Raw genomic sequence first — 13,870 nt, 5'->3', positions numbered from 1 at the left:
ATGAAAATCAGACGATTCTTTGCAAAAACCATGCATGAGGCTTTAAACGAGGTTAAAGCTGAATTGGGCGGTGATGCCGTAATCATGTCAAATAAGAAAGTGGCAGACGGCGTAGAAATAGTTGCCGCCTATGATAACGAACCCGTTAAAAAGCCTGCGGAGAAGTTTGATGCTTCAATAGCGATACCATCCCTTAAAAAGCCGACCGGAAATGGTACGCCCACATTGAGCGAAATTATTGGTGACTCTGGCGCCGATAGCCTTAAAGAATTACTGGAAAAACAAGGAGCCGGTAGCGCCATAACCGAACCTGAGAGCACGACTTACTCCAAAAGAGCTGCGCCGGGTAAAGTTGAACCTGCTCCTGCTATGGCCAGTGCATCTACAGTACCTCCTGAGCAAGAGGCTCAAGCCCATGCTGTTAAACCTACCGCTTCGGCCGGGCTTCAAAATGGTGACAAGGCCATCCAATCTATTCAGGAGGAGCTTCGCTCTTTGAGAAATGTGCTTCAATTTCAGGTGGGGGGGTTATTAAAACAAGAACAGCGCAGAGGGCATCCACTGCAATCTTATTTGGTGGACCGACTGGAAGCCATGGGCGTGTGTTCCGAGCTTGCCGAAGATGTAGTGTCTTACGCGCCCGAGAGTGCAAATGAGCGGGAGGCATGGCTATTCATTCTAAAACTATTGGCTAATAGACTTAAGACCACCCGCAACGATATTCTGACCCAAAGTGGCGTAATGGCTTTTATGGGACCAACTGGTACCGGCAAAACTACGACAATTGCAAAGTTAGCGGCGCAGTATGCCAAACGTTATGGTGCCGATCAGGTAGCATTAGTGACTATTGACAGTTATCGTATTGCGGCATTCGAGCAGTTGGCTACTTACGGTAAAATAATTGGCTGCTCGGTTAAAAAAGCGGCAAACGCACAAGAGTTGTCAGACGTTTTATATCAATTTAGGAATAAAAGGTTAGTATTGATTGATACTGCTGGATTTGGGCAGAGAGATACGCGATTAATCAAACAGTTAGATACCTTAAATGAAACATCTTGTGCTAATATCAAAATGTACATGGTGTTGCAGGCAAATACACAAAGACATGTTATGGAACATACTTTGCGTATTTACAATAAAATGCCCGTTCAAGGTTGTATCTTTACCAAAATTGATGAATGCTTCTCTTTAGGTGAAGCGATAAGTGTCGCAATACAAGAAAGATTACCGGTAGCCTATTTGACCGATGGACAAAAGGTTCCAGAAGATATAAAAATAGCGGATGCGAAGTATATTGTATCTTTAGCTGCGAAGCTTTATAAGAAATACGAATTACCGCATACTGCTAAGCAGAAAACAGTTCATTCAGCAGTGGCAGTATGATTGAAGACCAGGCGAGTAGTTTAAGAAAAATGAGCCGAAATAATTTAACAAAAGTAATTGCTGTTACCGGTGGTAAAGGGGGCGTTGGAAAAACCAATGTAACCCTAAATACGGCGATTGCCATGGCCAAATTAGGTAAAAAGGTCTTGGTACTGGACGCGGACTTAGGCTTGGCTAATGTCGATGTAATGCTGGGGTTGCGCGTGGGTAAGAACATTTCTCACGTGCTTGCTGGAGAATGTAGTCTTGAAGATATCCTTATCGAAGGTCCTCACGGCATATTGATCGCCCCCGCCACATCCGGCACCAAAAATATGGCGGAGCTGTCACCTACAGAACACGCTGGTCTGATCCGAGCCTTCAGTGAGTTGAAAATTCCCATTGATGTATTACTTGTGGATACTGCAGCGGGTATCTCAGATATGGTTCTGAGTTTTTCCCGTGCTTCGCAAGACATCATGCTAGTGGTGTGTAACGAACCTACGTCACTTACTGACGCTTACGCTCTGATGAAAATCCTTAATCGTGATCACGGTGTATTCAAATTTAAAGTGGTTGCCAATATGGTGCGCAGTCCCAGAGAAGGGCAAGAGTTGTTCGCCAAGCTGTCTAAGGTAACCAACCGCTTCCTCGATGTAGCTTTGGAATTGGTAGCAACCGTACCTTACGATGAGAACATTCGCAAAGCGGTGCGTAAGCAGAAAGCTATTGTCGATGTATTCCCCGGCTCACCAGCTGCACTTGCCATAACTCACCTGGCCAAACAAGCTCTTTCGTGGCCGGTCCCCGCTCAGCCCGGTGGTCATCTGGAATTTTTTATTGAACAACTAGTGAATAGACAGGCAGCGAGTAATCAAGGGTGAACAGTAAAGCAAACGCTTACAAACAACATGACGATAAAAGGCTGCTAGTGGAAAAGCACGCCCCACTTGTCAAGCGTATTGCTCACCATCTAATGGCTCGGTTACCCGCGAGTGTATTAGTCGAAGATCTTATTCAGGCCGGCATGATCGGTCTACTAGAGGCATCCCGTAATTTTGATGGCAGCAAAGGTGCCAGTTTTGAAACATTCGCAGGTATTCGTATCCGTGGCGCGATGCTGGATGAAATTCGCAAAGGTGACTGGACTCCGCGCTCTGTTCATAAAAATGGTCGCGCTATTGCTGAGGCGATTTCTGAGGTAGAGCGGGAAACTGGTGGCGATGCTAAAGATGTCGACGTCGCAGAAAAAATGCAAGTTTCTCTGGCAGATTATCACCAAATGTTATCTGAAGTGAATGCTGGAAAAATCATTGGTATCGAGGATCTAGGCGTTACCGAAGATGTCCTGACAACAGACAAAAATAAGGGGGAAAACACCCCTTTTGATGATTTGATGGAAGGGTCTTTTCAAAAAGCCTTAGCGAATGCCATAACGACTTTACCGGAACGAGAGGCAATTGTATTGTCTCTGTACTATGATGAAGAACTGAATCTAAGAGAAATTGGCGAAGTACTGGATGTTAGCGAATCCAGAGTGAGTCAAATTCATAGTCAGGCTATGCTAAGATTAAAGTCCAGAATGCAGGCATGGCAAGCTGGATAGCGTATAATAATAAAATTTGATCGAATCCTCACTGGAGGCAGTTTTGGATAAAAACATGAAAATTCTCGTTGTTGATGACTTTTCTACAATGAGACGAATAATCAAAAACTTGTTGAAAGACCTTGGTTTTACCAACGTTCAGGAAGCTGACGACGGTAGTACTGCTCTGCCGATGTTGCAACAAGGTGATTTTGATTTTGTGGTAACTGACTGGAATATGCCAGGCATGCAAGGTATCGATTTGCTTCGCGCAATTCGAGCTGACGACAAGCTGAAACACACACCAGTATTGATGGTTACTGCTGAAGCCAAAAAAGAACAGATAGTCGCGGCAGCGCAGGCAGGTGTAAACGGTTACGTTGTTAAGCCTTTTACTGCTGCAACTCTCAAAGAAAAGCTCGACAAAATTTTTGAGCGTCTTGGTTAGTTCAGGACAGTCCTGATAGTAAAAAGGAGCTGAAATGACTAATGATAAGAGCTCTCCCATATCGCTTAAAGATGCCAAACAACTTGTGGCGTTTTTGGAGCAAGGGGACAATGAAGCGGCAAGGGCACTGCTAGAAGCCAGTAAAATACAGGATTCTATGGAGTTGTTTGCCGAGGTCGGTAAGCTTACCAGACAGCTTCATGATTCACTCAATACCTTCAACATTGATTCGAGGATTGTGGATCTTGCCAATGAAGATATTCCTGATGCACAAACTCGCCTGAATTATGTGATCGAAACGACGGAGCAAGCTGCCAACCGCACAATGGATGCTGTTGAGTCAAGTATGCCGATCGCCGAAAAGATCAATAGCAGCATCGGTCATATCCTCCCCGAGTGGAAAAAGTTGATGACGCGTCAACTGGAATTGGGTGAATTTAAGTCTCTATGCCACGAACTTGACAGTTTTTTGGAACAAGCCAGTAAAGATTCTTCGCAATTGAACGATTTATTAACTGAGGTTCTCATGGCGCAGGGCTATCAGGATCTAACTGGCCAGGTGATACGTAGAGTAATTCAACTGGTTAAAGAAGTTGAAGATAGCTTGGTTAACATGCTTACTGTGTTCGGTGAACCAGAATCTGAACTGAAAAAGGTTGTGGACGAAACGAGCAAACCCAAGAAAGTGGGAGCCAGTGAAGCAGAGGGGCCAATCATTGATGCCGAAAACAGAGACGATGTTGTCCAGGGACAAGATGACGTTGATGATTTGCTTTCAAGCTTAGGTTTTTAATGTGGAGTTAATGCATGTCGTTTGATGTTGACGAGGATATACTTCAGGACTTCCTGGTGGAAGCCGGAGAAATTCTGGAACAATTACAAGAGCAACTCGTTGATCTGGAAAATAATCCTGAAGATTCTGACTTGCTTAATGCAATTTTCAGGGGCTATCACACAGTAAAAGGTGGGGCAGGGTTCCTGTCGTTAACTGAGCTTGTTGACATCTGTCACGGTGCTGAAAACGTATTTGATATCATGCGTAATGGCCAACGTAGCTTAACGCCAGAGTTAATGGACGTCATTCTACAAGCCACAGATGTCGTTGTGGAGATGTTCGAGCTGGTAAAAGCGCGAGAACCATTGCAAGCCGCAGATCAAGCTTTATTAGACACTTTACACCGTTTGAGTCAGCCCGAAACCGCTGATGAAGCGCCTGCGAATGCCACCCTAACATCGACCCCAGCAGCGGCTGCTCCAGAACCTGCACCAACTCCGGTAGCAGCGGACGATGATGATGATGATGAATTTTTCGATTTCGATGCTGATAGCATTACTTCGTCAGATGATGGTGGTGTCGATGAGATTTCTGAAGACGAATTTGAACAACTTCTCGATGAACTGCATGGTTCCGGTGGCGCCCCTGGTAAGGTAGAGAACGCTCCAGCGCCGACAGCACCGGCCGCTTCGTCTGCAAGTGGTGACGAAGATATCACCGACGAGGAATTTGAAGCTTTGCTGGATCAGTTGCACGGCAAAGGTAAATTTGCGGGAGAAGCAGAAGCAGCATCTACCCCAGCTCCAGCTCCCGCACCAACACCTGCCCCCGCGCCAGCGGCCTCAGGTGACGATGAAGATATTACTGACGAAGAGTTTGAAGCTCTTTTGGATCAATTACACGGTTCAGGACAAGGACCCGGCAAAGCAAGCGCACAGGCTCCAGCTCCGGCACCTAAAGCCGCTGCACCAGCACCGGCTCCTAAAGCTGCTGCGCCTGCTCCAGCCCCCAAAGCTGCGCCTGCTCCAGCACCTAAGGCTGCCCCAGCGCCTGCGCCAAAAGCTGCTGCCCCAGCTAAAAAAGACGACAAGAAAGCTGCAGCTGCAGCGCCACCAGCAGAAACTACGGTGCGTGTAGATACCAAGCGCCTCGATCAAATTATGAACATGGTAGGTGAGTTGGTTTTGGTGCGCAATCGTCTATTGAGTTTGGGTATTAACTTAAATGACGAAAACATGTCCAAAGCTATCGCAAACCTTGATGTGGTAACCGGCGATTTGCAGGGTGCGGTGATGAAAACCCGTATGCAGCCTATCAAAAAGGTGTTTGGACGTTTCCCTCGAGTAGTGCGTGATTTGGCTCGAAGCTTGAAAAAAGATATCGCTCTGGAGCTCAAAGGAGAAGAGACCGATCTTGATAAAAACCTGGTAGAGGCTCTGGCCGATCCATTGGTTCACTTGGTAAGAAATTCAGTAGATCACGGCATTGAAATGCCGGACGATCGTGTTGCTGCCGGAAAGCCAGCCCGCGGCACGGTGACATTAGCTGCATCGCAAGAAGGCGACCACATATTATTAACCATCGACGACGATGGTAAAGGCATGGACCCAGATAAGCTGAAAGATATCGCTATTAGTCGCGGTGTATTAGATGCTGATGCGGCAGCAAGGATGTCGGATGTCGAGGCTTTCAACCTGATATTTGCGCCTGGTTTTTCTACCAAAACAGAGATCTCGGATATTTCTGGTCGTGGTGTAGGCATGGATGTGGTGAAAACCAAAATTAACCAGCTTAACGGCTCCGTCAGCATTGACTCTGAACTAGGTAAAGGAACAAGACTTGAGATCAAGGTTCCTTTAACGTTGGCTATTTTGCCAACCTTAATGATTATTGTCGGTGGTCAAACGTTTGCGCTTCCGCTGTCTTCAGTGAATGAAATAATTAATATGGATTTGAGTAAGACCAACACGGTTGATAGTCAGCTCACCATGATAGTGCGCTCTAAGGCTATCCCATTGTTTTACTTAAGAGAGTGGTTGCGACGTATACCGGGCGAGATTGACAAAGCCTCGGGTCATGTTGTTGTGGTACAAATTGGGACTCAGCAAGTGGGGTTTGTGGTGGATGCTCTAATTGGGCAGGAAGAAGTAGTGATAAAGCCACTTGATGCGCTGTTACAGGGAACTCCGGGTATGGCTGGTGCAACTATTACCAGCGACGGTGGTATAGCGTTGATTTTGGATATTCCCAGCTTGTTAAAACGCTACGCAAAAAAAGCGCTTAAGTAGGTAATCGTATAAAATAATGAATATCCGAAATGCCTTATAAAGTTCTGGTTGTTGACGATTCTACTTTTTTTCGGCGGCGTGTTGCGGAAATACTAAATCAATCCCCAGATCTTGAAGTTGTGGGCGATGCCCGCAATGGCAAGGAGGCGATTGAAGCAGTCAAACGCTTTAACCCCGACGTTGTTACCATGGATATTGAAATGCCAGTAATGGATGGCATCAGCGCTGTAAAAGAGATCATGCGCAGTAATCCTGTTCCGGTTATTATGTTTTCCTCGCTAACTTATGAGGGTGCACAGGCAACACTGGATGCTCTCGATGCTGGGGCGATGGACTTTCTACCCAAGCGCTTTGAAGATATTGCACGAGACCGGAAAGAAGCAGTAGAGCTGTTGCAGCAACGAGTGAAAACCCTCGGTGCGAGAAAGATCGGCATGCGTCCTTACCGCGCAAGTTCAGTTTCTTCGAATCTGGGTGGCAGTACAGCGACCACTTTTTTGAGACAGAGAAGAGAGTCTTCTGGCACAAACCTTAGGGAATCCGCCGCACCAATAAAACCTCTGACTTCATTTAGGTCGTCAGGTAAACGATACAAGATATTGGTTATCGGCACTTCAACCGGGGGGCCTGTAGCACTGCAAACGATACTGACAAAATTTCGAGGTGGTTTTCCCTATCCGATATTGTTAGTACAGCACATGCCGGGGACATTTACCTCAGCGTTTGCGGAACGATTAAACAACGTTTGTGAAATACGAGTAAAAGAAGCGCAAGATGGTGATGTACTTTCACCGGGGGTAGCTTACCTTGCGCCGGGGGGGCGGCAAATGTTAGTGGAAGGCACGGCTTCTCGCGCTTCAATAACCATAACGGACGTGCACAACAGTGAGTTAGTGACTTATAAGCCCAGTGTTGACCTTACCTTCTCGTCGGTAGCTCGGCTTTATGGCGGAGATGTGTTAGGCATCATCCTTACTGGCATGGGAGCTGACGGTAAAGAGGGGTGCAAAAAACTAAAATCTCATGGAGCCACTATTTGGGCCCAAGATGAAAAATCCAGCGTGGTCTACGGTATGCCGCAGGCTGTTGCCAGTGAAAACATCGCCGAAAAAAGTATTCCGCTGTCTGAATTTGCCGAAATGATTCAGAAAGAGATGTAAATCGGTGATAATAAGCCAAATAAATAATCTGAGTTTTATGTTAACTAAGAGCCGAATGCTGTGATCATCTGGACGGTAGCAAATCAAAAAGGTGGTGTTGGGAAAACGACAACAACAGTGACCCTTGGCGGACTGTTGGCACAACGTGGTGAACGCGTGATTTTGGTGGACACCGATCCGCATGCATCATTGAGTTACTATTTTGGTATAGACTCAGAAGAGTTAGGTGCGAGTGTTTATGATGTTTTCATGTCAGGTAAAAACCTGACTAAAGATAAAGTATTAGATTGCTTATGCCCTACAAAACTGGACTCCTTGTTTATCCTACCGGCTACGATGGCACTTGCTACTCTGGATAGAAGAATGGGTTCTCAGGGGGGAATGGGGCTTATTTTAAAAAAAGCATTGCGTCTCTTAAAAGACGAATTTGATTTTGCCTTAATTGATTGCCCCCCGGTATTGGGCGTGTTAATGGTAAACGCATTGGCAGCTTGTAGTCGTATTTTGGTGCCGGTTCAGACTGAGTTTTTGGCCCTTAAAGGCTTAGATCGAATGATGCATACCTTAGAGATAATGGAAAAATCTCAGAACACCAAATTTAATCATACTATCGTGCCGACCATGTATGACAAGCGTACTAATGCCGCGCTGGATGCCTATAAAAAGCTAAGGGCCACTTATGGTACATCTGTATGGTCAAGCGTTATCCCGGTGGATACCCGATTTAGGGAAGCCAGCCAGGCGCAAACACCGCCTTCGGTTTTTTGTCCTAAATCTCGCGGAGTATTCGCGTATAATAGTTTATTGAGTTACGTTGAATCTATGGAGCCGTCCCGATGAGTGGGTCTTTTGCAAATGAAGATGTGATGGAAGAATATCTGTCGGCTTTGTTGACTGAAGAGCAAGAGCCCGCAGAAGATACCGTGCAAAACCAGGCTGTTGCGAGGCTATTGGAAGGGGTCAAGCCCGACATTCCTAAAGTAGAAATTCCAACACCTGTTGAGAGTCCGCCTCCAGTAGTTAAGCCTACACCTGTTCCTGTACCTTCAGAACCTGTCGTGCAGGTACCTGAGTCCGTGCCAGAAGTAGAGGTCGCCCCTCAAACTGAGCAGGGGGGAGGTGATGGCGTTGGTGTTATTAACGACAGAGTGATAAGTGGCAACTTTCAAGCGTTATTTTTTAATGTTGCAGGATTGACCTTGGCGGTGCCGCTCACTGAGTTGGGAGGTATTCATAACCTTGAAAAGCCCGGGCCACTTTTCGGGAAGCCCAATTGGTTTATGGGCGTGATGCTTTATCGTGAAGAAAAACTTAATGTGGTCGATACAGCTAAATGGGTAATGCCAGAAAAATGTAATGAAATACTGGAAGATTCCATAAAATATCAATATCTTATTATGTTAGGCGACAGCGGTTGGGGTTTAGCTTGCGAAGAGCTGGTAAATACCGTTTCCTTGCAATCAGAAGATGTTAAATGGCGAGATGTTGGCGGTAAACGCCCATGGCTCGCTGGCATGGTTAAAGAAAAAATGTGTGCTATGCTCGATGTTAAGCAATTAATTAAGATGCTTGATCGCGGGCTTGGTAGCAACGATTAATAGTTAAAGAGCGCTTATACTGGAGCACCTCATATGAGTGATGAAAGAAGTTCAAATATAGCAGAAGATCAAAACGACGAGGTACTACAATGGGTAACCTATCGTTTAGGTGATGAAACGTACGGTATCAACGTAATGCAGGTGCAAGAAGTATTGCGTTACACCGAGATTGCTCCGGTACCGGGTGCACCAGACTACGTATTGGGCATCATCAATCTTCGCGGTAACGTTGTAACGGTGATTGATACCAGAGCGAGATTTGGTTTACCGCCAACAGATATTACTGATAATACGCGAATTGTTATTATTGAGTCTGATGAACAAGTGGTAGGTATTCTTGTTGATAGTGTCGCCGAGGTTGTTTATCTGCGTTCTTCAGAAATCGACAGCGCACCCAATGTTGGTACAGAAGAGAGTGCTAAATTTATTCAAGGTGTGTCTAATCGCGACGGCGAGTTGCTTATTCTTGTGGATCTTAATAAGTTACTCACTGATGATGAGTGGGACGAACTCTCAAAACTTTAAGCAATGAAATGATAAACGGGCCGTCCATGAGACGGCCTTTTTTTTAAGGAAAATGGGTGAATTGTTTTAAAAAATACGATGTTCGCGGGGTTGTTGATATTGAGCTAACTGAGGATATCAGCAAACGAATAGGCGCAGCTTTAGCTGCTGTGACACATGCCCAAACAGCTGTCGTTGGTTGCGATGCCAGAGCCTCCTCACCAAGGCTAAAAAAAGCCATGATAGATGGCTTATTAGCAAGTGGCGTTGATGTTATGGATTTAGGTCAGACAGGTACTGAAGAAATTTATTTTGCTTGCCAGCATCTAAACTGTGACGTTGGAGTGGAAATAACCGCTTCACATAATCCAATTGAATTCAATGGCATCAAGTTCGTGGGAAAAGATTCCAAACCTTTTTCCGAGTCGGAGTTTGAACAAATAAAACAACAGACAATAAATGGTCAACCACAGATGCATCAAAAAGGCGGTAGGTACCGCACTTTTGATCACATGAATGCTTATGTAGATTGCTTGCTTTCTCATATTGCAACAGAAAACATAAAACCTTTGCGTCTGGTAGTAAACCCAGGAAATGGAGTCGCTGGGCGAGTTATAGATGCAATTGAACAGCGATTTTTGGCGCTTCAAGTGCCTATAACATTTGTTAAAATTTTTTATGAGCCAGATTCAGAGTTTCCAAATGGAATTCCTAATCCATTATTACCGGAAGACCGCTGGAAAACAGCTAACGCCGTAAAGGAAAGCCGTGCAGATATGGGGATTGCTTGGGATGGTGACTTTGATCGTTGTTTTTTGTTTGACGAAAATGGCAGGTTCATCGATGGCTATTATATTGTAGGCTTGTTAGCACAATCATTTTTAGCAGATAATCCCGGCCAGAAGGTGGTGCATGATCCCCGCGTTTTTTGGAATACTGCTCATATAGTGGAACGCTGCCATGGGGAGGTGGTAAAGTCTCAGACAGGTCATGCGCTGATCAAAGCCAAGATGAGAAGTTGTGATGCCATTTATGGCGGTGAAATGTCAGCGCATCACTATTTCAAGAGCTTTGCATACTGTGATAGCGGAATGATACCTTGGTTATTGGTAGTAAAATTGCTGAGCGAGAGGGATCAGAAAATCTCAGAGATTGTATCAGTCATGCAGACACAATTTCCATCATCAGGCGAGCTTAACTTTCGAGTTAGTAATAGTGGTGACACTCTTCAGCGAGTACAACGTTATTATGAAAAAAGTGCTCATCAAATTGATTATTTTGATGGTTTAAGTATGCAATTTGAACGTTGGCGCTTTAACTTGAGAAGCTCAGCGACGGAGCCTTTATTGCGGCTCAATATTGAAACTCGAGGAGATAGCAGTCTTCTAGAGAGTAAAACTAAAGAATTGACTAGCTTAATCAAATTCAATTAAGGAAGAAAATTGACGACTTCTATTATTCCCGTGATTTTATCAGGTGGTGCCGGTACCAGACTATGGCCAATGTCTCGTAAGCACTACCCAAAGCAATTTATTGATTTGACGGGCTCCGGCAAAACCATGTTGCAAATGTCTGCTTTGAGGACACAGGCTTTCGGCGCACCCATTGTAGTATGCAGTGAGGAACATCGATTTATCGTTGCTGAGCAATTAACATCCATTGGTATAACCCCCGCAGCAATAATTCTGGAGCCTGTCGCAAAAAATACCGCTGCTGCGATTGCGATAGCTGCTCACTTTGCCAAAAATGTTGCAGACGATGCGATAATCGCTGTTTTTCCTGCTGATCATTTAGTATCTGACGAAACGGCATTTGTTTCCGCTTTAAAAGATGGTGTTGAAGTGTGCGCGCAGGGGAAACTTGTCACCTTTGGTGTGCGTCCTGATAAACCGGAAACTGGCTATGGCTATATAAACCTTGATGAGCAAAAAGTGGGTGAAAGCCACGTGGTAAAGCAGTTTGTTGAAAAACCTGAATATCAAGTTGCTTGCGAATATATCAAAGCGGGTCACTATCTTTGGAATAGTGGAATGTTTATGTTTAGCGCCAATACTTTACTTCATGAGTTGAAGCTTACAGAGCCAGAATTGGTGGAAAATTGCCAGAACGCTTTACTTCAAGCTAAGCAAGATCTTGATTTTATTCGGCTGAACAAGACTGAGTTTTCTAAGTGTAAAAACATTTCTATAGATTATGCTCTAATGGAAAAATCCGATAATGTAGTATCCATTGCTCTGAATGTTGGATGGAGTGACATCGGAAGTTGGGAATCAATTTGGCAAGAGTCACCCAAAGATGCCCATCAAAATGTATTGATAGGGGATGTATTGGCCTGTCAATCAACCGGGTGTTTTATTCACTCAAAAGAAAAGCTTACCGCCGTGGTTGGAATTGATGACTTATTGGTCGTTGATACCGACGATTCTTTATTGATCATTGATAAAAAACAATCTCAGGAAGTTAAGACTATTGTGGCTCAGCTTGAACAGCAGTCGCGTAGTGAGCGTTTACATCATCGCAGTGTTCACCGCCCTTGGGGGAGCTTTGATTCCATTAAAAGTGGTGAACGATATCAGGTGAAGCAGCTCTCAGTGAAACCAGGTGCATCTTTGTCCATGCAGCTGCATCATCACAGAGCTGAACATTGGATTATCGTAGAGGGTACCGCTGAAGTTGTAGTGGGGGATACGCAACATATACTCACTGAAAATGAATCTATTTATATTCCGGTGGGGGAAAAACATCAGTTAAAAAACCCCGGTAAACTGCCTTTAAAAGTTATCGAAGTGCAAAGTGGAGCATATTTAGCCGAGGATGATATAGTTAGGTTTAATGACCCGTATAATCGGGATTAGCCTTGCAGCAATTATTGCGCTATGTGATTCATTAGAGGAGCCACTATGGATTTATTGATGGACGATAAAGCCTTGAACTTGGGCTCTGTTGCTTTGCTTGTTAGTATGGTTGTGCTGTTAATATTGGTATTGCGGTTACGGGAAGTCATGTTGAAGCTTGCCGTAATTGAGCAATCTAATACGGCTATAGAGTCATTAAAAAGCGGGTTCAAACAACATAACGAATTACTCAACGAACTTAAAATGGTTACTCAAGGAATGTCTCAGAAACTGACTTTGCTGGATGCTAAACCACCACCTGAGGATATGGTCACCCAGTCAGAGGTGAACGCTCTAAAGCAGCAACTGCAGCAAATCGAGATTAAAGTGCAAGGATTAGAAAGTCAGGACCCTACCTCTCGTTTATATACTAAGGCTAGTAAGCTGGTCGCCTCTGGAGCCTCAGTTGAAGAGATAATGCAGGAATGTGATCTACCCAGGGCGGAAGCCGAATTGGTAATGAGCTTACACGCCAAAAGCTAGTGCAGCGATAAAGCCTAAAGAATCCCCATATCTTTTTAACTTCAATGTGGCCTGACAGAAGCCACCCATAGCCTTTCTGACCCCAAACCTTTTGGCCCATCATTCCATTTGTGAAATACATTGTTGTATTTCCCTGAATACTGCTAAAGCTGCCCATATTCATTCCCGATGAATTTGTCTATTTGCCAAAAAGAAACCGTATGCGAAAGAAAAAGACTCTCCGGCTAACGTTTAAACTATTGAAAATCTCCCCAACTTGGCTAACGCTTTTCAATGGCGCTTCATGAGGGGGATGGGGGGTATTCACTTTAATGTTAGACTTCGCTAGCACACTTATCTTGAGTGCCTTAACTTATTGGTAAAACACGTTAACTGTATGAATTTATGAGCATAATTTCAAGGAACAGGCGACAGCCAAAATTTCAAAAAATTGGGGGGGAGCCCGTTGGATGAAACTAAACCTTTGTTTTCAACTGTCCGGGTTTTGGACGCCAGTTATCAGGCACTTTTCCTTGTAGAACATACGAAAAAGCAATCAGTTCAGCGATAACATGATAAAGGTTCTCTGGTATTTCCTGGCCTAAATCCATGCGAGCTAGCAGTTCACTAAGATACGGGTCCTCGTGCACCAATACCCCACTGTCTTTTGCTAGATTAATAATTTCTTCTGCAAGCGCGCCAAAGCCCTTAGCCACGACTTCTGGTGCGTTGTTGCCATCGTACTTTAATCCAACAGCACGTTTATTTGAAGGCTGAGTTTTATCTTTCATAAC

Annotated in this window: 14 protein-coding genes; 13 read left to right on the top strand and 1 reads right to left on the bottom strand. The window is 44.8% G+C overall.

What is annotated here, in order from left to right; genetic code table 11:
• The 13 genes from flhF to AABA75_RS16370 are packed head-to-tail and all read left to right on the top strand — an operon-like array spanning nt 1 to nt 13,097.
• Nucleotides 1-1,383 (top strand): flagellar biosynthesis protein FlhF, encoded by a 1,383-nt coding sequence (gene flhF / locus AABA75_RS16430; protein WP_338293823.1) that lies wholly within the window; start codon nt 1-3, stop codon nt 1,381-1,383.
• Nucleotides 1,380-2,246, top strand: a complete 867-nt coding sequence (locus tag AABA75_RS16425) for a MinD/ParA family protein (protein ID WP_338293822.1) — start codon at nt 1,380-1,382, stop codon at nt 2,244-2,246. Before flhF ends, AABA75_RS16425 begins: the two co-directional genes overlap by 4 nt.
• A complete protein-coding gene (locus tag AABA75_RS16420) occupies nt 2,243-2,968 on the top strand; it encodes an RNA polymerase sigma factor FliA (RefSeq protein ID WP_338293821.1) in 726 nt (241 codons plus the stop codon). Before AABA75_RS16425 ends, AABA75_RS16420 begins: the two co-directional genes overlap by 4 nt.
• A 43-nt stretch (nt 2,969-3,011) precedes the next feature.
• Nucleotides 3,012-3,395 (top strand): chemotaxis response regulator CheY, encoded by a 384-nt coding sequence (gene cheY, locus AABA75_RS16415; protein ID WP_229529426.1) that lies wholly within the window; start codon nt 3,012-3,014, stop codon nt 3,393-3,395.
• A gap of 34 nt (nt 3,396-3,429) precedes the next feature.
• Nucleotides 3,430-4,188, top strand: a complete 759-nt coding sequence (locus AABA75_RS16410) for a protein phosphatase CheZ (RefSeq protein ID WP_338293820.1) — start codon at nt 3,430-3,432, stop codon at nt 4,186-4,188.
• A gap of 14 nt (nt 4,189-4,202) precedes the next feature.
• Nucleotides 4,203-6,458 carry a chemotaxis protein CheA gene (locus AABA75_RS16405; protein WP_338293819.1) on the top strand — a complete coding sequence of 752 codons (2,256 nt, stop codon included), beginning with the start codon at nt 4,203-4,205 and terminating at the stop codon, nt 6,456-6,458.
• Between the two features lie 29 nt (nt 6,459-6,487).
• On the top strand, nt 6,488-7,618 hold the full coding sequence (locus AABA75_RS16400; RefSeq protein WP_338293818.1) for a protein-glutamate methylesterase/protein-glutamine glutaminase: 1,131 nt from the start codon (nt 6,488-6,490) through the stop codon (nt 7,616-7,618).
• A 60-nt stretch (nt 7,619-7,678) separates the two neighbouring features.
• Nucleotides 7,679-8,458 (top strand): ParA family protein, encoded by a 780-nt coding sequence (locus AABA75_RS16395; RefSeq protein ID WP_338293817.1) that lies wholly within the window; start codon nt 7,679-7,681, stop codon nt 8,456-8,458.
• A complete protein-coding gene (locus AABA75_RS16390; protein ID WP_338293816.1) occupies nt 8,455-9,216 on the top strand; it encodes a chemotaxis protein CheW in 762 nt (253 codons plus the stop codon). Before AABA75_RS16395 ends, AABA75_RS16390 begins: the two co-directional genes overlap by 4 nt.
• Nucleotides 9,217-9,249: 33 nt before the next feature.
• The gene (locus tag AABA75_RS16385) at nt 9,250-9,741 is read left to right on the top strand and encodes a chemotaxis protein CheW (protein ID WP_338293814.1); all 492 of its coding nucleotides are present in this window, start codon (nt 9,250-9,252) and stop codon (nt 9,739-9,741) included.
• Between the two features lie 56 nt (nt 9,742-9,797).
• A complete protein-coding gene (locus AABA75_RS16380; RefSeq protein ID WP_338293812.1) occupies nt 9,798-11,153 on the top strand; it encodes a phosphomannomutase CpsG in 1,356 nt (451 codons plus the stop codon).
• A 9-nt stretch (nt 11,154-11,162) separates the two neighbouring features.
• Entirely contained in the window at nt 11,163-12,575 is a 1,413-nt protein-coding gene (locus tag AABA75_RS16375) for a mannose-1-phosphate guanylyltransferase/mannose-6-phosphate isomerase (RefSeq protein WP_338293811.1), read from the top strand.
• A gap of 45 nt (nt 12,576-12,620) precedes the next feature.
• On the top strand, nt 12,621-13,097 hold the full coding sequence (locus AABA75_RS16370; RefSeq protein WP_338293810.1) for a DUF2802 domain-containing protein: 477 nt from the start codon (nt 12,621-12,623) through the stop codon (nt 13,095-13,097).
• A 455-nt stretch (nt 13,098-13,552) separates the two neighbouring features.
• Here the strand turns inward: AABA75_RS16370 and AABA75_RS16365 are convergent, their stop codons facing one another.
• The gene (locus AABA75_RS16365; protein WP_338293809.1) at nt 13,553-13,867 is read right to left on the bottom strand and encodes an EscU/YscU/HrcU family type III secretion system export apparatus switch protein; all 315 of its coding nucleotides are present in this window, start codon (nt 13,865-13,867) and stop codon (nt 13,553-13,555) included.
• Nucleotides 13,868-13,870: the final 3 nt, after the last annotated feature.

This window comes from Planctobacterium marinum, from assembly GCF_036322805.1.
In the GTDB taxonomy this organism is placed as follows: Bacteria; Pseudomonadota; Gammaproteobacteria; order Enterobacterales; family Alteromonadaceae; genus Planctobacterium; species Planctobacterium marinum_A.
Note: the sequence above shows the minus strand (reverse complement) of the source record. Positions and strands in the feature narration are given on the sequence as shown.

Excerpts from the sequence above, each read along its gene's own strand:
- flhF (WP_338293823.1), top strand. The coding sequence starts at position 1 with ATGAAAATCAGACGATTCTTTGCAAAAACCATGCATGAGGCTTTAAAC.
- AABA75_RS16425 (WP_338293822.1), top strand. The coding sequence starts at position 1,380 with ATGATTGAAGACCAGGCGAGTAGTTTAAGAAAAATGAGCCGAAATAAT.
- AABA75_RS16410 (WP_338293820.1), top strand. The coding sequence starts at position 3,430 with ATGACTAATGATAAGAGCTCTCCCATATCGCTTAAAGATGCCAAACAA.
- AABA75_RS16405 (WP_338293819.1), top strand. The coding sequence starts at position 4,203 with ATGTCGTTTGATGTTGACGAGGATATACTTCAGGACTTCCTGGTGGAA.
- AABA75_RS16400 (WP_338293818.1), top strand. The coding sequence starts at position 6,488 with ATGCCTTATAAAGTTCTGGTTGTTGACGATTCTACTTTTTTTCGGCGG.
- AABA75_RS16390 (WP_338293816.1), top strand. The coding sequence starts at position 8,455 with ATGAGTGGGTCTTTTGCAAATGAAGATGTGATGGAAGAATATCTGTCG.
- AABA75_RS16385 (WP_338293814.1), top strand. The coding sequence starts at position 9,250 with ATGAGTGATGAAAGAAGTTCAAATATAGCAGAAGATCAAAACGACGAG.
- AABA75_RS16370 (WP_338293810.1), top strand. The coding sequence starts at position 12,621 with ATGGATTTATTGATGGACGATAAAGCCTTGAACTTGGGCTCTGTTGCT.
- AABA75_RS16365 (WP_338293809.1), bottom strand. The coding sequence starts at position 13,867 with ATGAAAGATAAAACTCAGCCTTCAAATAAACGTGCTGTTGGATTAAAG.